Origin of the sequence: Bacteroides sp., from assembly GCF_028690125.1 — a bacterium.
Lineage (GTDB): Bacteria > Bacteroidota > Bacteroidia > Bacteroidales > Bacteroidaceae > Bacteroides.
Genome location: NZ_JAQVBV010000044.1, coordinates 1 through 20,098, shown reverse-complemented (window position 1 = coordinate 20,098; position 20,098 = coordinate 1). Strand labels below are relative to the sequence as shown.

Genomic DNA, 20,098 nt, shown 5'->3' with positions numbered 1-20,098 from the left:
GTGCTGTATCTTTTAAATATTATTTCTTTCTTGTTCTTTTTTCTGATTCTTTGGGTCTGTCGGGTCGTACAACATGGCTGTACAGATGCAGAATTTCCGTTTTTTAGCTAGCAATATATCATGATTGATACATCCTTCGCATCCTTTCCAAAAAGCTTCGTCGTCTGTTAGCTCGTTGAAGGTGACGGGGACGTATCCCAGCTCAGTATTCATCTTCATTACAGCTGCTCCGGAAGTCAGACTGAAGATTTTGGCTTTCGGCCATCGGAGGCGTGCAAGTTGAAATGAAGCTTGTTTGATACGTTTTGCCAATCCTAATCCACGGAAGTCAGGATGTACAATCAGTCCGGACGTTGCTACATATTGTTTGTTGCCCCAAGATTCAATGTAAGTGAAGCCGGCAAATGTGTCGCCACAAAGAGCGATAATTGCTTTCCCTTCTTTCATCTTTGTTGCTACATATTCGTGTGTGCGTTCTGCGATGCCGGTTCCGCGAACTGCTGCAGCATTCCTGATTGTATCCAAAATAGTGTCAACGTAAACCTCATGTGAGGCGTCGGCTACCATAACATCTATTTGTTGAGTATCCATTTCTTGTTTTAATATATAAATTAATATATAAATATGTATAGTTATTCGATATTCGGAATGATGAGTGACAAAAGCTGGCGCACTTTACTTGTTGAAACTCCCTCGCATAATACCAACATGATGGTGTCGTCACCAGCAATGGTTCCCAGAATTTCGCTGAATTCATGGTTATCGATGTCATAAGCCATGCTGCTGGCGTAACCGGGACGGGTACGGATAACAGCTATGTTACCGGAAAAATCAAGTGAGATAAATCCATTGTTACGTAACATTTCACCGGCGCTTTGGTCGGTGGAGCGTTTGTACATGATGTTGTTAGGTAATACATAAACGTATTTGCCGTTCATGCTGGCAGCTTTCGCTACTTTCAGCTGTTTTAAGTCACGGGAGAGGGTGGCCTGTGTCAGCTCGAAGCCCTCACGGTTCAACTCTTGCAATAGTTCTTCCTGAGAACCTAGCTCTTTGCTTGAGATAATCATTTTGATGGCGTCTAACCGATTTGCTTTCTTCTTCATTGTATAATTATTCTAAGAATGACGCAAAAGTATGCAATATTTTGGAGAAAATATGTATAAAACTCGAGTTTTTTGCATAAAAGAGAGAAAATAGTGAATAAATGGTCATATTTCTTTGGTTTAAAGAGATTTTTATCTCGATACCTAACAAGTTTTTTTTGTGTACTAATGGAAGTTGTTCGACACCCGGGTGTCGAACAGTCTTCCTTAGTAGTGAAATAAAGATTCGTTAGTAGTACAATAAAGAACAGTATTCGTGTCAAAAAGTGTACGTTTTCAATCAAAAATCATAAGGGGCAAAAGCAGGATATCACCTATCTTTGTAACATCGGGTAAATGAATACCTTAAATAATGAGACAAAATACCATGAAACAAAACTTTTTTGCAGTCGATTTGGGTGCGACAAGTGGTCGTACAGTTTTGGGAACTTTTACAGGAAACGGATTGGAACTAAAAGAAATTAATCGTTTCTCCAATCATTTGATTGAAGTGGGAGGGCATTTTTATTGGGATATTTATGCATTATATCGTCATATTATTGATGGCTTGAAGCTGGTAGCACACAGCGGAGAATCTGTTGCTTCTATCGGAATAGATACATGGGGCGTAGATTTTGTTTGCGTCGGAAAGGATGGAAACCTGCTCCGGCAACCTTATGCTTATCGTGATCCACATACAGTTGGAGCGCCGGAAGCGTTTTTCACTCGTGTTTCTCATAGTGCTGTCTATGAGAAGACAGGAATACAAATTATGAATTTTAATTCAATTTTTCAATTAGATACTTTACGCCGTAACCATGATAGTGCACTGGAAGCTGCGGATAAGATTATTTTTATGCCGGATGCTTTGAGTTATATGCTGACCGGAGAGATGGTGACAGAATATACAATTGCTTCCACGGCTCAATTGGTGAATGCATATACTCGTCATTTAGAACCGGAATTGTTGGAGGCTGTCGGACTGAAGGAAGAAAATTTCGGCCGCTTTGTTTTTCCGGGTGAGAAGGTCGGGATATTGACGGAAGAGGTGCAGAAAATTACTGGCTTAGGTGCGATTCCCGTAATAGCAGTCGCCGGACATGATACCGGATCGGCTGTGGCTGCTGTTCCTGCGCTCGATGGTGATTTTGCTTATTTGAGTAGTGGTACATGGTCATTGATGGGAGTTGAGACGGCTGCTCCAGTGATTAATGCCGAGACGGAAGCGTTGAACTTCACTAATGAAGGTGGTGTGGCAGGAACGATTCGTCTGCTAAAGAATATTTGTGGTATGTGGCTACTTGAACGCTGTCGTTTGAACTGGGGTCAGATAAGCTATTCTGAATTAATTAGTGAAGCAGAGGCCAGTGAACCTTTCCGTAGTTTGATTAACCCGGATGATGATTGCTTTGTGAATCCGGCGGATATGGAACACGCGATTATCGAGTATTGCCGGACTACCGGACAACCGATCCCCGAGCAACGCGGACAGATTGTACGATGTATTTTTGAAAGTCTTGCTTTACGTTACCGTCAGGTATTGGAGAACTTATGTGCATTGTCTCCGCATCCTGTTAAAACATTGCACGTGATTGGGGGAGGTAGTCGCAATGATTTATTGAATCGGTTTACAGCAAATGCAATAAAGATGCCTGTAGTTGCAGGCCCGTCCGAAGCTACGGCAATTGGTAATGTGATGGTTCAGGCAATGGCTGCGGGAGAGGCAACGGATATTGCCGGTATGAGACAATTAATACACCGTTCTATTCCTCTGAAAACTTATCAACCGAAAGATATGGAGGCATGGGATATGGCATACATTCATTTTAAGAATTGTATCCGTTAATTCGAATAAACGACAGAATTATATTAACTTTTAAAAATAAGAATATCATGAAAAAGGAAGAATTGATCCGGAAAGCGTATGAGATTGCTGTAGAACGTTATGCAGCACTAGGGATAGATGTAAATAAAGCATTGGAAGAGTTGCAGAAGATTTCACTATCATTGCATTGTTGGCAAGCCGATGACGTAACCGGATTCGAATCGGCCGGTGAATTGACCGGAGGTATTCAGGCAACCGGTAATCATCCGGGTAAGGCTCGTAATATCGAAGAACTCAGGCAAGATGTATTGAAGGCTGCTTCTTATATTCCGGGTACTCATCGTTTGAATCTGCATGAAATTTATGGTGATTTCGGTGGACAGTTTGTTGATCGCGATCAAGTGGAACCGAAACATTTTGAGAGCTGGATACAATGGGCGGCTGAGCATAATATGAAGCTGGATTTTAACTCTACATCTTTTTCGCATCCAAAATCAGGTAATCTTTCTTTGTCGAATCCTGATAAGAGCATTCGTGACTTCTGGATTGAACATACAAAACGTTGCCGTGCTATTGCTGAGGAAATGGGTAAACGTCAGGGTGATCCTTGTATCATGAATTTGTGGATACATGATGGTAGTAAGGATATTACGGTAAATCGCATGAAATATCGTGCTTTACTGAAAGATTCTTTAGACCAGATTTTTGCTACAGAATATAAAAATATGAGAGATTGTATTGAATCTAAGGTGTTCGGTATAGGTCTGGAAAGTTATACAGTAGGTTCTAATGACTTCTACATTGGTTACGGTGCAACTCGTGGTAAGATCGTGACATTGGATACCGGTCATTTTCATCCGACAGAGAGTGTGGCTGATAAGATTTCTTCATTGTTGTTGTTCATTCCGGAAATCATGCTTCACGTAAGCCGTCCGGTGCGTTGGGATAGCGACCATGTTACTATTATGAACGACGATACATTGGATCTCTGCAAGGAAATCGTACGTTGCAATGCTCTTGATAAAGTTCATATCGGTCTTGATTATTTCGATGCAAGTATCAACCGTATTGGTGCTTACGTAGTAGGTAGCCGTGCCACTCAGAAGTGTTTGATGCAGGCTTTGCTCGAACCGTTGGCAAAGTTGCGTGAATATGAAGCAAATGATCAATTGTTCGAACGTTTGGCTCTGCTTGAAGAATCTAAATCATTACCATGGAATGCGGTATGGGATATGTTCTGCTTGAAAAATAATGTTCCGGTAGGTGAAGATTTTATCGCCGAAATTCAGAAGTATGAAGCTGATGTAACTTCTAAACGATAAGTTATGGATATTATAATCGGCTTGATAATTATAGCTATCGGTAGTTTTTGCCAGTCTAGTTCTTATGTACCTATTAATAAGGTAAAGGAATGGAGTTGGGAAAGTTTTTGGTTGGTACAGGGGGTGTTTGCCTGGTTAGTGTTCCCGTTCCTGGGTTCACTGCTGGGCATTCCGCAAGGGGATAGCTTACTCGACTTGTGGAGTGCGGGAGGTGCTGGAATGAGTATCTTCTATGGTGTGTTATGGGGAGTAGGGGGATTAACCTTTGGTCTTTCTATGCGTTATCTGGGGGTTGCATTGGGACAGAGTATTGCTTTAGGAACTTGTGCGGGATTCGGAACACTTTTCCCAGCTATTTTTGCCGGCACGAATCTGTTTGAAGGTAACGGACTGATTCTTCTTTTGGGTGTTTGTATTACGCTTGCAGGTATTGCTATCATTGGTTATGCAGGTAGTTTGCGTTCGCATAATATGAGCGAAGAAGAAAAACGTGCGGCAGTAAAAGACTTTGCTTTGACAAAGGGGCTGCTAGTTGCATTATTGGCAGGTGTGATGAGTGCCTGCTTTGCTTTGGGTCTCGATGCCGGAACGCCGATCAAAGAAGCTGCTTTGGCAGGCGGAGTAGACGGACTTTATGCAGGTCTTCCTGTTATTTTCTTGGTTACTGTGGGCGGTTTTTTGACCAATGCAGTTTACTGTCTCCAACAAAATATTGCCAATAAGTCTATGGGGGATTATGCTAAAAGAAAGGTCTGGGGAAACAATCTGCTATTCTGTGCCTTGGCGGGAGTTTTATGGTATATGCAATTCTTCGGTCTGGAAATGGGTAAAAGCTTCTTGACGGGAAGCCCTGTGCTATTGGCATTCTCATGGTGCATTCTTATGGCATTGAACGTGACTTTTAGTAATGTATGGGGAATGATCCTAAAAGAATGGAAGGGAGTATCTGCTAAAACAATCACCATATTGATTTGTGGATTAGTAGTATTGATTTTTTCCTTGATATTTCCTAACTTGTTTTAAAATTTCAGGCACGGAATTACACGTTTTCTTTAATCTGTATTTGTATTCGTGAAATTCGTGTAATTCACGCCTGATTAAAAAATATATAATCAATGAAATCAATTTTAGAAAACCGTCCTGCACTGGCGAAAGAAGTAGAAAAGGTGGCAGAAGTTGCCGGATATTTATGGCAAAAGGGATGGGCTGAACGTAATGGCGGTAACATTACTGTTAATATAACAGAGTTTGTGGATGATGAAATACGCCAAATGAAACCGATTAGTGAAGAAAAAGCGATTGGAGTTACATTACCTTATCTGAAAGGATGTTATTTTTATTGTAAAGGGACCAATAAACGTATGCGTGACCTGGCTCGACGACCGATGGAAAACGGATCGGTGATCCGTATTTTGGATGACTGTGCAAGCTATGTAATTATTGCCGATGAAGCAGTGGCTCCAACTTCAGAGTTGCCTTCACATTTGAGTGTACATAATGATTTACTGAGTAAAAACTCACCTTATAAAGCATCTGTACATACTCACCCGATTGAGTTGATTGCAATGACTCATTGTAAGAAATTCCTCGAAAAAGATGTAGCTACTAACTTATTGTGGAGTATGATTCCTGAAACGAAAGCATTCTGTCCGCGCGGTTTGGGTATTATCCCTTATAAATTGCCTAGTTCGGTAGAGTTAGCAGAAGCTACCATTAAAGAGTTACAGGATTATGATGTAGTGATGTGGGAAAAGCATGGCGTGTTTGCTGTCGATTGTGATGTAATGCAGGCTTTTGATCAGATCGATGTATTGAATAAATCAGCCTTGATCTATATTGCTGCCAAGAATATGGGCTTCGAACCGGATGGTATGAGTCAGGAACAGATGAAGGAAATGAGTGTTGCCTTTCATTTGCCTAAATAATAGTTTTGGCACAGATTACATGGATCTCAAGGATTTTGATATGTTTGGCTATTCAGAGCTAGTGTAATTCTGGCTGAATTTAAAAAACTTATTTAAAAAACTAATTTAGAATTACTGTTTAGTGGATATTCTTTTTAAAACAGAATGAATTATGAATCGCATTATTTTAAATGAAACTTCTTATTTCGGTGCCGGATGTAGAAGTGTGATTGCTGTTGAGGCAGCTCGGCGCGGCTTTAAAAAAGCATTCTTTGTGACTGATAAAGACCTGATAAAGTTTGGTGTTGCCGCCGAAATTATTAGAGTATTTGATGATAACCATATTCCTTATGAACTTTATAGTGATGTAAAAGCAAATCCTACTATTTCCAATGTGCAGAATGGAGTAAAAGCTTATAAGGCTTCCGGTGCGGACTTTATTGTTGCATTGGGTGGCGGTTCTTCCATTGATACGGCAAAAGGCATTGGTATTGTGGTGAACAATCCGGACTTTGGCGATGTGAAGTCTTTAGAGGGGGTGGCTGATACAAAGCATAAAGCTGTACCTACTTTTGCTTTGCCTACAACTGCCGGAACAGCTGCTGAGGTAACTATCAATTATGTAATCATTGACGAAGACGCGCGAAAGAAAATGGTTTGCGTAGATCCGAATGATATTCCTGCTGTAGCTATTGTAGATCCGGAATTGATGTATTCTATGCCGAAAGGATTGACGGCTGCTACAGGTATGGATGCTTTGACTCATGCTATCGAAAGTTATATAACTCCCGGTGCTTGGGTGATGAGTGATATGTTCGAACTGAAAGCCATTGAAATGATCGCTCAGAATCTGAAAGCGGCAGTAGATAACGGCAAAGATGTTACTGCCCGTGAAGCAATGTCACAAGCGCAGTATATTGCAGGTATGGGATTCTCTAATGTCGGTTTGGGCATTGTACATTCTATGGCTCATCCGTTGGGTGCTTTCTATGATACTCCTCATGGAGTGGCTAATGCTTTGTTGCTGCCTTATATCATGGAATATAATGCAGAATCTGCTGCTGCTCCAAAATACATCAATATTGCCAAGGCAATGGGAATCAATACCGATGGAATGACAGAAGCGGAAGGAGTGAAAGCTGCTGTTGAAGCAGTGAAATCACTATCTCTTAGTATTGGCATTCCACAAAAGTTGCATGAAATCAATGTGAATGAACAAGATATACCGGCATTGGCAGTGGCTGCTTTTAATGATGTTTGTACGGGTGGTAATCCGCGTCCTACATCTGTAGCAGAGATTGAAGCATTGTATCGAAAAGCGTTTTAAAATGGATCGAATTTATCAGTAAGGTTAGCGCGCTTGCTGCTTTTATAATATAATTAAATCATAAGCCTGTCAGTAGAGTTAAATAGGCGCAGATTTAACTCCACTGAAGGGGCTAAAGAATAATAGTAATAATGAGAAACACTATTTTAATATTTCTGTACGTCTTATTATTTGTTGGCTGTAAAATGTTGGATGACGGTTCATTGAAAGTTTCCGGGCTAACCGTTGAATTGCAGCAGAATCCGGAAGGAGTTTCAACACTTCATCCGCGTTTTTCATGGTTGTTGTCCAGTGGCAAGCAAGGTGTGATGCAGACTGCTTATCAGGTTGAAGTTGCAGCCACCGAAAGAGATTTGAAAGATGGAACCGGTTTGCTTTGGAATACCGGGCACGTAGTTTCCGATCAATCATCACTGGTGGAATATGCAGGAGAGTCTCTCGAATCCAATAAGAAATATTATTGGCGTGTCACAGTATGGTCGAGTACCGGCGAAGAAACCAAAAGTAACATCCAATGCTGGTCGATGGCTCTGTTGAATGATTCGGACTGGAAAGCTAAATGGATTGGTTTGAATGATAGTATCAATCTGAAACTGGATGGTGACAGGACAATTCTACCAGCCCGTTATCTGCGGAAAGAATTTGATTTGCAGGCTAAACCGAAGCGTGCAGTGCTTTATGTTTCGGGTGTAGGCTCTTCTGTATGTTATATGAATGGTGAGAGGATTGGAAACGATGTATTCGGTCCGTTGCCTACATGGTATGATGCTTCTATTCCTTATCTTACTTATGATGTGACTTCTATGGTAAAGAACGGGACTAATACAGTGGGAGTAGCTTTAGGTAATGGTCGTTACCTTTCTATGCGTGCGCATTCGATGATTGGTTTTGGATTACCTCGTCTGATAGCACAATTGAATATTGAATATGATAATGGCGAAACTGTATCTATCATCAGCGATGAATCTTGGAAAGCAACCAATAAAGGTCCTATCACCGAAAATAATGAATTTGATGGCGAAAAATATGATGCCCGCCTCGAATTGGGTGAATGGGCAGAAAACGGATATGATGATTCCGGATGGACGAAGGTTGATTTGATGGCGTCTCCGAAAGGTAAACTGGTAGCTCAAATTTCTCCGAGTCTGAAAGTAATGGAGGAAATAAAACCGATATCAATAAAATCGGTAGGAGAAGGTAAATACATTGTCGATATGGGGCAAAATATGGTCGGAATACAGCAGGTAAAATTATCCGGTAAAAAAGATAAACCGATTACTATGCGCTTTGCTGAGGTGTTGAAAGATAATGGAACTGAGTTGTATCTTGATAATTTGCGTAGTGCACTTGTTACAGACGTTTATATTCCGGCTAGTGATGGTAAGTTTGTATGGGAACCCTTGTTTGTTTATCATGGTTTTCAGTTCATAGAGATATCCGGTTTGGATTACGAACCTTCGGTTTCTGATTTTACCGGTAAAGTTGTTTATGATGAAATGGCGACGACCGGTACTTTCGAGACTTCTGATGAACTGATCAATAAACTTCATAAGAATGCTTATTGGGGAATTCGTGGTAATTATCGGGGTATGCCTACTGACTGTCCTCAACGTGATGAACGTCTTGGATGGCTGGGCGACCGCACTACCGGAGCCTATGGAGAAAGTTTCGTTTTGGATAATGCTTTGATGTATAAGAAATGGCTGGTTGATATAGAAGAATCCATGAGTGAGAGTGGAAGTATATCTGACGTATCTCCCCGTTATTGGACTATCTTCAATGATGATGTGACTTGGCCTGCCGCTTATTTTTATGTAGCGGATATGCTTTATCAACAGTACGGAGATGATTATTCGATCAAGAATCGTTATCCGTCGATGAAACGATGGGTTCATTATATGGCTGATAATCATTTGAAGGATTATATTATAGTAAAAGATACCTATGGAGACTGGTGTATGCCTCCCGAATCACCGGATTTGATTCACTCGGAAGATCCTGCGCGCAAGACGAATGGCGAAGTATTGGGTACTACTGTTTTCTATAGTATTTTGCAGTTGATGGAAAAGTTTGCGCAAATGAATAATGTGCCGGAAGATGCCAAAGAGTATGCAGATCTTGCTATAAAAATAAAAGATGCATATAACAAGAAGTTCTTTAACCAGGAAACTGCACAATATGATAATAATACGGTAACGGCAAACTTGCTGTCTCTCAGACTTGGTTTGGTTCCTGAAGGATATGAAGAAAAGGTTTTCTCTAATGTTGTGGAGAAGACCGAGAATGACTGCAAAGGACATGTGAGTGCCGGAGTATTGGGAATTCAGCATCTGATGCGGGGACTTACTGAATATGGAAGTTTGGAACTTGCTTATAAGATTGTGACCAATGATACTTATCCTTCATGGGGATATATGATCAAGAATGGTGCTACCACTATCTGGGAATTGTGGAATGGCGATACTGCTAACCCGGCAATGAATTCAAGAAACCATGTGATGCTTCTGGGTGACTTGTTAATTTGGTTTTATGAGGATCTGGCAGGTATAAAAAATGATCCGTCCTCAGTTGGATTCAAAAAGATATGGATGGAACCTGTATTTCCTGAGAAATTGACTTATGTAACAGCATCTCATGTTTCGCCTTACGGCAAAATTGAGAGTTCTTGGAAACGTGATGGTAATAAACTGGAATGGGATATTTCGATTCCGGCCAATACCACTGCGACAGTTAAGTTGCCTCTGAAGTTTAATATCAAATTACCGCACGACCGGGAGGGTATATATTATTTCAAGGAGGTTGGCGACAAACAGGTTATCAGGTTAGGCTCCGGAAAGTTTAAACTTGTTTCCGAGTAATAGAGCAACAAATCCGTTTGTAGCTATCGAACGGAAATATGAATAAAAAGTAATTTTATCTGGTTTGTCAAGTGAAACATCCGGCAATGTCTTAATAAGAGGCATTCCGGATGTTTTTTGTTTTCTTGTGCGTGTGTTTTGAAAATAATGTCTATTTTTGTGTCAATTCAATCACATGAAAGCACGCATATATGACTGATGAGAATAATTTAGGATTGGAATTTAAGTATCTGATTGTAAATGATATGGACCGTAAGTATGGTCTGTGGGTAAATACAGTTGGCTATCAGTCAATACCTCCCGGCTCTCCTTATCCGTTGAAAGATCATCCTTCCGGTTACTTTTTTAATGCCGAAAAAGGTCGGGTGTTGCGTGAGTATCAATTAGTTTATATCACCAAAGGGCGTGGCTTATTTTCTTCTACTTCTACTTCTGAAAAACAAGTTTGTAAAGGTAGGCTGATTGTTTTGTTTCCCGGGCAATGGCATACTTACCGCCCTCTTCGACAAACAGGATGGACTGAGTATTATGTCGGTTTTGAAGGTCCTGTTATAGATACGATTGTCAATGATACTTTCCTGTCGCAGGAACAGCAGATATTGGAAATAGGAATTAATGAGGAGTTGGTGTCTTTATTCGCCCGTGCTCTTGAAGTAGCGGAGGCGGACAAAATTTCAGCACAGCAGTATCTTTCCGGTATTGTGCTACACATGATAGGATTGATTCTTTCTGTTGCTAAGAATAAAGTTTTTGAAATAGGTGATATTGATCAGAAGATAGAACAGGCTAAAATAATAATGAATGAAAATGTTTCCGGTAACGTGGATACGGAAGAATTAGCGATGAGGCTTAATATAAGTTATTCATGGTTTCGGCGTGTGTTTAAAGAATACACCGGTTATGCACCTGCTAAATATTTTCAGGAGTTGAAGCTTCGTAAGGCTAAACAATTATTAGTGGGAACCTCCCAATCGGTGAAAGAGATTTCTTTCTTTTTAGGTTTCCAGTCTACTGAATACTTTTTCTCTTTTTTCAAGAAGCGTACAGGGCTAACTCCATTAGAATATCGCTCTTTTGGTCGGGAAGAATAAGGGTATTAATACCTATCAAACGAGTAAATAATGATCTTCAGATGCCGGCAAAGTCTGTAAATTCTATCATTCTGCCCTTCTGAACGTAGCGAAGAATCTTGTGTTTGAAACATTCAAGAGCAGATTCTTCAACCCGTTCAGGATAGCAGAGCAAAATAATAACATACAATTACTTTTCGGACGACCTCATTTGTGGAATTTAAATTACTGATAGTTGGAACTCCAATTTGCATTGGATACCGGTAGTCTGCCCGTTGATCCTAAATCATAAATCAATTCCTGGCAAGCCATAGTCCAAGCATCACCGTAAGTCATACTACTGGAATGTCCATATCCCATACAGTGTCCGAACTCATGGAAAGTAGCTTGTTTACCATATGAATACTTATCTTCCGTATCCCAATACTGCATTGTATAGCAATAAGGAGCCAGTCCATAAGTACTGCCTCCACCTAGCCCGCCTACTCCGCTTACGGTTCCCATGATTAGTCTTGATCTATTTCTGGCACGATTGATCACTGTTTCCGGAGCAATGGGGTTTCTAGAGTCATCAACAAATGGATTTCCTTTCCAGTTGTTAATCTTCTCTACAAAATCCTGACTACTGAACATGAAAGACATATTGACTGCCATTACACATCCGTGTCGGCATAGATTTGGATTCATGTGCCTCCAGTAATCGTGTCCGCTATCTGCTCCGTAAGGCGAAAAGCTAATCGAAATAGGATGAGTAATAGTTGCAATCTTTGCCATATACGGGTCATCGGATTCGATTATAAATTCACAATCCTCATTTGTTAAGTTCGGTTGTGCGGGTATCACTATGTTCCGTCCGTCTTTTGCAGTATACGTAAGTGTTTTATCCACCAAAGGAATATACATACGAGATTCACTGAATCCGGTGATCTTCTCATAATGTGCGAATTTAAAAAACTCATAGCTGTATTTCTTGAAACGGCACAGTATGGTTACATTATGAATAGTTACAGGTGAATAAAAGTTTAATTGTAATTTTTTATCTCCATTTATTTTTACTTGCAATGGCTCGTCAGTACGGAAAGAACGTAATGACTGATTGTAGAATACTTCGCGTGGCTCATTATCTAGTAACATGATGCTTGAGTTCGTGTCTGTGTAATCAGACTCATGAACATTGAAGAGTCCTTTATTACCGACTGCTGATTCCCAATCTACTTTTATATGTGTTGTTTTACCAGGGGCAATGTTCAGGTTACTGAAACGGTGGACACTTTTAGCCGGTTTGTTATCTTCACGAACTGATTCTATCGTGATGGTTCCTGATATGGGTGACTTTGAAGGTAAACTGTAAAAAGCTCTGTCTGCTGTAACTTCCAGTTGAGATACTGTCCCTATTCCCTCATAACTGTTTTCTGAGTCAGCCGTCTTTGAAAGATATACTTTCGATTCCTTATCAAAAGAAACTTCTACTTTCTTGATAAGATAGGCAGTATAGGGATGTACTACATTCACATCAACTTCTATCCGTCCTACGCATCGTTTAAGAGGAACGTCTATCGTACGTGAACCATTCTCTTTTCCCGTTGAGAAGTCCATTCGTGCAAACAAGTAGTCTTCATTCAACGGTTTGTCTTCCGACGGACTGCTTACATAGAACTTATTCCCCTCATTCTTTGGTTGGAAACTTGTTTTGTCTTCATTGGTAGTCGCGAAAAATACAACTGAATAGTTACCGTCTTCCAGACCTTCCACCATCAGGCTTGTCATATCCGGTGATAGCTTTTGCCAGCGGGGATGAATCACTTGTCCATTTCCATCAAATACTGTATATTTTATTTGTGCAATGTTGTCTTTGATTTCTTTTTCACGAGTCGAAGGGCCGCTTTCTTCCACATCTCCTTGTATTGTACTAAAAGTGAATACCACCCGATTACCGGAAGGTAAAGAAAGTTGTTCATCTGTAGAGTCTCCCGTGCAACCGGTCCATAAGAACATCAGTGCGAGTAAAGAGTATAACTTATAAATATCTTTCATAGCTTATTGGGCTTTTTTCTTTAAACAACGAACATAAGCATACCCTTCTGCCTGCAATTGTGAATTGTTTTCAATAACAGCACTAGTTTTATCACTACCCGGCCAGAATTTGCCTGTCCATGCCCATCCTCCGGTAGCTCCATTGTTTTCAGAACTCCAGATAGTGAATCCTTGCCCAAGTCCCGGACTTGCTGCCCCACTTTTATCTCCTTTTTGTCCTGATAGAGGGAAACAAAGCACAGCCCCTGTTTCAGATTTTAGGCGGAGATAACGTGCTTTTCCGGATACTGAACCTATTTTCACGGACTCAGGTTCTGAAGAATGTAAAGTCGTTGTGATTTTTTCTCCATTATAAATATACTCTCCCGGAAACTCTTGCTGCGGTGGGAACAAGGCTCTCATTTCTGCTTTCGTTGGTAAACGATATCCTTTTGGGCAAGGTATATGTGTGTCGGATACCCAAGGAATATCTTGTTTCTGATTTCCCGCATTATTATTTCCCGACAAACAAGGAGCATACATATGAATACGTCCCCACTGGAAAAGTCCACCGATCGTATTTGGCCAGGATTTCTTATACATATCTTCTGCTGTTCCACCATCCAATGTGTAAATTTGATCTTCCAGATCGCGTGTTGTAGCGTTAAATGCCATCCAGGTGATTCCTCCAATGGTCACTTCCGCAATTTGATTAACGCTCTGGCTTACATCAATTATAAATGAGTCGTAAGAATACTGTTGTAACTTACGTTTCATGTGAAGTGTTACTTGGTAACCTAGTCTACCTTTCCCTTGTTTGGCTACTTTTACCAAGAATTTACTGATCACTTTACCCTCTTTACTTTCTGCTCCTAGCGAAGAAACAGTGACTTCATTCCCTGTTCCTTCTGTACTTTCCAATTCCACTTGAATATCGGAAGCAAAAGCAAGGGTAATGTCACCTCCTTTATCAGATACTGAAACCTGATTATGATCGCTGTCTATTATTACTCCTTCCGGGAGAATAGAAAATGCCTTATCCAGTGATATTTTTTCCGAAAGATCCGGTAAAGTCTCAATGTTTCCACCGTCTCCCCATGGAACAACCTGTAACTTTCCGGTAATGGTTGTACCTACTCCGGTCAGCCGGATGGTATATTTGAAATTACGCTTCACTTGAGGAATGGATAGATTAATCACTGTCGGAATATCTTCGTAATTAGCATATACCATAATTTTTACGGGAGTATTACTTTCGTAAATTCTCAGGATATTTTCTTTACTGGTGATGGGAGAATCTTCATAATTTAGATTATAACTCTGTTTCCCGGTGGAAGAGGAGAGTGACTCTGCAGGGAAAAGTGAGGATGTGGTAGCAGCGTCTTGTATATCAATTCGTGTTACTTTTATTTTCTCATCTCTGGAAGTATCAAGGTCGATCTGTGCCACACTTCGATACATTGGAACCGTTAAATCCTTAGGATTACTTGAAATTGACGGTATCTGGCAACTGCCTGATAAGAAAAAAACAGCTTTATTGTCTGTTGTCACTTTATTATGTAGTGCCCGGAAAGTACTTTCCTTCGTTTTGCCTGTTTCTATTGCTTGCAATTCCGCTGTTTCAGGCAGGTTAGCCAGAAAATAAATGGTGCTTCCTTCTACAACGTCGAATGTACAACTCCCATTCTGTAATGTAATATTCTTGATGCTTTTTTGTAGTATCTCATTGACAAACAGATATGCGTTAAGTGACATGATTTCTGTTTCTTCTTCATTCGAAGCACGCATTCCTTGGGAAGCAACAGCGATTGAGAGTGGATTAATTTTAAATGATTGTGACTTCCAAATAAGTTCTTTTTCTCCGGGAGCATCCTTTTCATTAGAACAACTTCCCCAGCAAAGTGCAACTGCTATTAGCAATAAAGATAAAAAGTGATTCTTTTTCATTGTTGTTAAATTGTCTGTTTTTTGAGCTGCAAAGATAGGAGAAATGGCGAAAAGATGTAGTGAAATTATTAAAAGTCTTATTAGATTCTGATAACTGCTTGTTTTAAAACAATAATCTATTTGTTTAAAACTCTATAGGGATAATAGTAATTTGTTAAGAATGGGGTAATTAACCTGTTGATAACTTTGGCGTATTTCGGTTAATAACTAGCGATAAGCTTGTGGATAAAACTTCTTGGATGCATCATTCTTCAGGGTTTAGAGATCTGATAATGTGAATAGATGCGAGAGGTGACATAAAAAAAGAACCGCTTGAAAAAAAGCGATTCTTTAAGTGTTGCGGAGATCCGATTTGAATACTCTTCTCTTCGCTTCTATAAGAATCAGATTATCAGCTTTCTACATTATTCGTAATATGGTTATTTTATATTATATTGTCCCGATTTAGTCCCGGTAAACGTCTTAAAACATAATCATAACTTACTGACATACATGTTTGTATGTGTTTACCGATCTTTCCATTTGCCGCCTTTTATAATCGTCATCCGGCAGCTTCAGCACTGTTTCCGTGGTATAACTCCAATCTAGCCGATAGAGTTGCATTTCCTTGTATAAGACGCCTAATCTCTTCCTTTAATTCTTTATTTTCTTCTTTCAAATAAATTGTTAAATTATTATCATTTGAAGTGCTTTTGTCTGTAGAGAGGAATATTTCACCTTCTCCAGTAATTATCCATGTTAGGTTTACATTTGGGTATAAGTAGTGTATATCTCTTAAGACATCACTTCCTATTTCTCCACTTATTTTTCTTATATATTCTCTACTTTTCCCAATTTTTCGCGAGAATTGGCTTGATCTTATGTTCAGGGCAGAACAAAGCTGTATAAGTCTTTCCTTAACTGTATTATTGTCTATTCCTTCCATTTTCCACCTTTAATTATTTTCATCCTGCACTTTTTTCAGACGAATTAGTTAACATTTCAATTTTTCCCTCTAATCTGCCATTTTCTCTATTTAAATATTTAATCTCTTGTTCAAGAACAGCAATTTTTTGTTTCAAAAGAAAATTTTCATTGTTAGCAATTTCGTTTTGGGAAAGAAACATTTCCCCTTTCCCTGTGATTACCCATATTAGATTTACTTCAGGAAGGTTGATATAAATATTCCTCAATACGTCCGTCTGTATTTCTTTTCTAATATTTGATAAATAGGTACGGTCTTTACCGATTTTAGCCGAAAATTGGCTTGGGTTCATTCCTAGCTTTTCTGCAAGAAAATATAGTCTATTTTTTATTTCGCTATCTGTTTTCATAAAAAATATATAAATGATGAAAATATATATCTTTTTATTTTGATATGATATATATATTCGTCATATTTGCACTGTGAATTACAAATTACTGCACCAAATATAGTAAATAGTTGCAGTATATACAATAGGGAAAATACCCTATGTCTATGTAAAATCTAGATATAAAATATTATGGCTGTAACTAAAAAGCATTACTCATTTACGCCTGGTACATTAAAAGTATCCAGAGAAGACTATCCGAAATTGAAAGATCAGCTTTATAACTTCCTTGGCTGTTCGTCGGATCCTGAATATTATAGGAAAAAGAAAGACTATCTGAATATACCGGCCCATATCAAAGAAGGAATAGAAAAGATCTTCTCTGAATTTGGGGTAGATGTTTCTGATGTCTGGGAAATAAAAGGATAGGCTATGAATATACAGGCAGAATTAACCGAACGGGAAGAGGAAATCGCGGAAGTTATGGGGCTAGGTGCTATTTCCCAGAAAGAAGCTGCTAACATTTTGGGTATTTCAATTAAGACGGTAGACAATACCTTGCAAAAGATCAAAGAAAAGGCCGGTATTAGCAAAGCTGCTGAATTGACAAAGTTCTGTTTTTGCCGGAAATTTAATATTCCCTTGTCTATGTGTGAACCGGTAAAACGGTTTGTGGCCGCTTGTTTTCTTTCCGTATTCATATTTGGCGAATATGTACATGCTAGTGATTTGTATCGAAGAGCCACTAGTACACGCCGGGCGTAAACGGAAGAAGTGGTAAGATTAAGACGAACTGAAACTTAATACTCTGCCTAGTATAGAGCCAACGGACAATAATAAGGCTTTAAACCGGTGACAGCCGAGAACAGATCGGCATTTCCTGGAATAGTTCAGCGGAAGAACAAAAAATACAGATGATATCGAGTATTTATGTCGGTGGTTCGATCCCACCTTCCAGGGCGTTACATAAAAGTTTAGAAAGCCAACGGACAATAATAAGGCATTAAACCGGTGACAGCCGAGAATAGACCGGTTATGTTTAACATTTAAAATTTTTTATTATGGCAGGAAAAGCAAGTATTATAGTAAAAAAAGCGGAACTAGAAGTTTATAAAGATGGACGTTTCCACAGAATCGACACTCTTAATTTTAGGCCGGGTGAGTACCCGGAGTTTACAAAGTTCCTGGAACAAAATTTTTCCTTAGAGCAAGTACATAGTAATACTAAAAAGAAATCAGGTTTTTATCTAGTAAAAGTTGATCCAGATAAAAGAGAAGATCTTCTTAATATTCTTAGTAACGGTCTGGGAAGTAGAGTCGATCTTAATTCGCCATGTATTTATACTGGCACAAAAGATTAGCTATGGCACGGCATAGATGGACTTTATTACAGCCGACACCAGATCGAATACCGGGAGTCTATAAGGCTGAAATCTGCGTCAAATGTGGATGCGTTAAGCTCCACTTGTACTTAGGCCGGATCTACACTTCTTCTTATCTCCTTGATGGACAGGAATTTTCAAAACTACCTGAATGTAAATAGTGAAATTATGGAAACAAAAAAATGTACAGTATGTGGCAGCATATTGCCTAAATAATATAGAAAGGCGTAAATTATGGATAGAATAGCATTACAAGAAGATTACAAGTATGAATTTGCAGATATGACTATTGTCTCTACTACAGATTCAGACTTTAACCCCATACTGAAAATTACTACTGACGAAGGAAATGTAATTGTTCTCCCTTTTCAAAGAGATGAAGTAATAGTAAAATCAACAGTTGATAAATAACCCTCAAATCAATAAAAATATGGATGAACTTACTAAAGGTGATAGAACCGAACTCAAAAGACTTGATAAGACCATTGAGAAATTATCTGTAGTGTATGATACTTTATCGGAAGGAAGAAAAAGCTTTGATATTTCAATAAAGACTTTGCGAAAGCAAAGGGAGATGCTTCAATCAGAAATAGACAAAGTGTATAATGAATTATCATCATGCCAAGATAAATTCAGATCGATAGAAAAGGGGAAGACATGCTTTGGCTGCCATGAGTCATGCTCTGTATCAAGAGACAAATTTTCGCTACGATGTGATAGATATAATGATCTTCCATTTTGATTAATTCTAAATAATCATGAGTAATAAAGACATGAAACGATTTATACTATTAACGGAGCAAGGCTCTAATGAGCAAAAAGTCTATTGGATTAAGGATATTAATCATATCGATGATGATGACGATGGAAGTAAGGTGTATTTTAAAGGAAGCATATCAAATGGGTACTATAAAGAATCCCCTAGAGAAATATATCGCATGATGGAACCTAAAAGCGGATGTACTTTAGGCGATATATTAGCGATAGTACTGATTGTTATACTCATAGTAGCAACATGTTCTTAATTAATCAAAAATGAATAAGAAAGAAGTAATTGAAATGGCAGAGAAATATTCAGGTAGAACTATTTCTCAAGTAGATTATATGGCGGGCTTTCAAGCCGCTTGCAACATTGTAAGACAAAAACTTGAACCTTGCTATAACGAAGATTTTTGCGATGAAATGGAAGAACTTGCACAGGTTGCATATATGGATTTATCTTTTGATGATTAACGTATAACAATATAGAAATGAGCCTTGGGCGGCTTTATAGAACCCTAAATATATTATGAGTGATTTTAAATCTCGGTTAGAAACCGAACGAGTTGAACTCGAAGAAAAGCTGAACAAACTTAATGATTTCAATGCAAGCGAAAAGGCAAATGAAATTGACCCAATTCAGAAATCTCTTTTAATAGTTCAGGCAGGTGCAATGTACACTTACCTTGAATGCTTAAAGGAAAGATTGGCAAGGTTGTAAAAGCAATACAGGCAAGCGAAGGTGTTTGGTACTTCGCTTGCCAATAAATTCAAATCTTAAGAAGAAAGGAACAAAATCATGACAATAGAACAGAAAGCCTTTGAAGCCTACGAAGCAAATAGTAAGTTACCTGCAAAATATCAGGTAGCAGATAATATGTGGATGGATTGGTATTCTAAAGGTTATCGTCAAGCTAAAAAGGATTTAGGAATAGTAAAGATCCACTGCTTGACTCGTAAGCCCGGAGATCAGACGTATTTTTTTACTAAAGATGATAAACACTGCTTGTGTATCGATTACCAATCGAATTGGGATTTCGGCGAAGGTTCTCCTTCAGGTGCTCGATTAGGCGAAATCGAAATCCACACAAATAACGCATTTATCTTGTCTATACCCCCAGAAATATCTATAGAAGATGTCCCTAAATGCATCATTGATTAACTGACTTTTTTGAAATAATTCAAACCAATAAAGAAATGAGTAAAATTGATAGATTAATTCAGCAAGTCACTGATGCAGATGAAGCATATAAACAATCAGTCATTAATATCCTGAATGAAATAACTCCAGGATTGGACATGGAATCTAGGCAG

At 39.0% G+C, this 20,098-nt stretch carries 22 protein-coding genes; 16 read left to right on the top strand and 6 right to left on the bottom strand.

What is annotated here, in order from left to right:
* Positions 1-12: 12 nt before the first annotated feature.
* Positions 13-591, bottom strand: a complete 579-nt coding sequence (locus PHO71_RS21260; protein WP_300207245.1) for a GNAT family N-acetyltransferase — start codon at positions 589-591, stop codon at positions 13-15.
* 41 nt (positions 592-632) lie between these two features.
* The gene (locus PHO71_RS21255; protein WP_300207244.1) at positions 633-1,106 is read right to left on the bottom strand and encodes an arginine repressor; all 474 of its coding nucleotides are present in this window, start codon (positions 1,104-1,106) and stop codon (positions 633-635) included.
* 367 nt (positions 1,107-1,473) lie between these two features.
* Here PHO71_RS21255 and PHO71_RS21250 point away from each other — a divergent pair, with 367 nt between their 5' ends.
* From PHO71_RS21250 to PHO71_RS21220, 7 genes are all read left to right on the top strand, one after another.
* Positions 1,474-2,931, top strand: a complete 1,458-nt coding sequence (locus tag PHO71_RS21250; protein ID WP_300207241.1) for a rhamnulokinase family protein — start codon at positions 1,474-1,476, stop codon at positions 2,929-2,931.
* Between the two features lie 47 nt (positions 2,932-2,978).
* Positions 2,979-4,232: an L-rhamnose isomerase gene (locus tag PHO71_RS21245; protein ID WP_300207238.1), complete on the top strand. Its 1,254-nt coding sequence runs from the start codon at positions 2,979-2,981 to the stop codon at positions 4,230-4,232.
* A 3-nt stretch (positions 4,233-4,235) separates the two neighbouring features.
* Positions 4,236-5,255 carry an L-rhamnose/proton symporter RhaT gene (gene rhaT / locus PHO71_RS21240; protein WP_300207235.1) on the top strand — a complete coding sequence of 340 codons (1,020 nt, stop codon included), beginning with the start codon at positions 4,236-4,238 and terminating at the stop codon, positions 5,253-5,255.
* A 92-nt stretch (positions 5,256-5,347) separates the two neighbouring features.
* The gene (rhaD, locus tag PHO71_RS21235) at positions 5,348-6,157 is read left to right on the top strand and encodes a rhamnulose-1-phosphate aldolase (protein WP_300207232.1); all 810 of its coding nucleotides are present in this window, start codon (positions 5,348-5,350) and stop codon (positions 6,155-6,157) included.
* 151 nt (positions 6,158-6,308) lie between these two features.
* A complete protein-coding gene (fucO, locus tag PHO71_RS21230) occupies positions 6,309-7,463 on the top strand; it encodes a lactaldehyde reductase (protein WP_300207230.1) in 1,155 nt (384 codons plus the stop codon).
* A gap of 131 nt (positions 7,464-7,594) precedes the next feature.
* Complete coding sequence (locus tag PHO71_RS21225; protein ID WP_300207227.1) at positions 7,595-10,321, top strand: family 78 glycoside hydrolase catalytic domain; 2,727 nt, start codon at positions 7,595-7,597, stop codon at positions 10,319-10,321.
* 191 nt (positions 10,322-10,512) lie between these two features.
* Positions 10,513-11,412 (top strand): AraC family transcriptional regulator, encoded by a 900-nt coding sequence (locus tag PHO71_RS21220; RefSeq protein WP_300207224.1) that lies wholly within the window; start codon positions 10,513-10,515, stop codon positions 11,410-11,412.
* Between the two features lie 204 nt (positions 11,413-11,616).
* Here the strand turns inward: PHO71_RS21220 and PHO71_RS21215 are convergent, their stop codons facing one another.
* The 4 genes from PHO71_RS21215 to PHO71_RS21200 all read right to left on the bottom strand — a co-directional run bounded on the left by PHO71_RS21215 (position 11,617) and on the right by PHO71_RS21200 (position 16,664).
* Positions 11,617-13,425, bottom strand: coding sequence for a FimB/Mfa2 family fimbrial subunit (locus PHO71_RS21215; RefSeq protein WP_300207222.1), 1,809 nt, complete (start codon positions 13,423-13,425; stop codon positions 11,617-11,619).
* A 3-nt stretch (positions 13,426-13,428) separates the two neighbouring features.
* Positions 13,429-15,351 (bottom strand): FISUMP domain-containing protein, encoded by a 1,923-nt coding sequence (locus PHO71_RS21210; protein WP_300207220.1) that lies wholly within the window; start codon positions 15,349-15,351, stop codon positions 13,429-13,431.
* 541 nt (positions 15,352-15,892) lie between these two features.
* Positions 15,893-16,276, bottom strand: coding sequence for a hypothetical protein (locus PHO71_RS21205; protein WP_300207217.1), 384 nt, complete (start codon positions 16,274-16,276; stop codon positions 15,893-15,895).
* 19 nt (positions 16,277-16,295) lie between these two features.
* Positions 16,296-16,664, bottom strand: coding sequence for a hypothetical protein (locus tag PHO71_RS21200; RefSeq protein WP_300207214.1), 369 nt, complete (start codon positions 16,662-16,664; stop codon positions 16,296-16,298).
* Between the two features lie 171 nt (positions 16,665-16,835).
* On the opposite strand from PHO71_RS21200, the gene PHO71_RS21195 reads away from it, so the two are divergent.
* The 9 genes from PHO71_RS21195 (at position 16,836) to PHO71_RS21155 (ending at position 19,946) form a co-directional block, all read left to right on the top strand.
* A complete protein-coding gene (locus PHO71_RS21195; protein WP_300207211.1) occupies positions 16,836-17,072 on the top strand; it encodes a hypothetical protein in 237 nt (78 codons plus the stop codon).
* A 3-nt stretch (positions 17,073-17,075) separates the two neighbouring features.
* Positions 17,076-17,408 (top strand): hypothetical protein, encoded by a 333-nt coding sequence (locus PHO71_RS21190; RefSeq protein ID WP_300207209.1) that lies wholly within the window; start codon positions 17,076-17,078, stop codon positions 17,406-17,408.
* 296 nt (positions 17,409-17,704) lie between these two features.
* Positions 17,705-18,004 (top strand): hypothetical protein, encoded by a 300-nt coding sequence (locus tag PHO71_RS21185; protein WP_300207206.1) that lies wholly within the window; start codon positions 17,705-17,707, stop codon positions 18,002-18,004.
* A gap of 255 nt (positions 18,005-18,259) precedes the next feature.
* On the top strand, positions 18,260-18,436 hold the full coding sequence (locus tag PHO71_RS21180; RefSeq protein ID WP_300207203.1) for a hypothetical protein: 177 nt from the start codon (positions 18,260-18,262) through the stop codon (positions 18,434-18,436).
* Between the two features lie 19 nt (positions 18,437-18,455).
* On the top strand, positions 18,456-18,767 hold the full coding sequence (locus tag PHO71_RS21175; protein ID WP_300207201.1) for a hypothetical protein: 312 nt from the start codon (positions 18,456-18,458) through the stop codon (positions 18,765-18,767).
* A gap of 16 nt (positions 18,768-18,783) precedes the next feature.
* Positions 18,784-19,050: a hypothetical protein gene (locus tag PHO71_RS21170; RefSeq protein WP_300207199.1), complete on the top strand. Its 267-nt coding sequence runs from the start codon at positions 18,784-18,786 to the stop codon at positions 19,048-19,050.
* Positions 19,051-19,060: 10 nt separating this feature from the next.
* Positions 19,061-19,258 carry a hypothetical protein gene (locus PHO71_RS21165; protein WP_300207196.1) on the top strand — a complete coding sequence of 66 codons (198 nt, stop codon included), beginning with the start codon at positions 19,061-19,063 and terminating at the stop codon, positions 19,256-19,258.
* A gap of 55 nt (positions 19,259-19,313) precedes the next feature.
* Positions 19,314-19,505 (top strand): hypothetical protein, encoded by a 192-nt coding sequence (locus tag PHO71_RS21160; protein ID WP_300207194.1) that lies wholly within the window; start codon positions 19,314-19,316, stop codon positions 19,503-19,505.
* 78 nt (positions 19,506-19,583) lie between these two features.
* Positions 19,584-19,946, top strand: a complete 363-nt coding sequence (locus PHO71_RS21155) for a hypothetical protein (protein ID WP_300207192.1) — start codon at positions 19,584-19,586, stop codon at positions 19,944-19,946.
* The last annotated feature ends 152 nt before the right edge of the window (positions 19,947-20,098 follow it).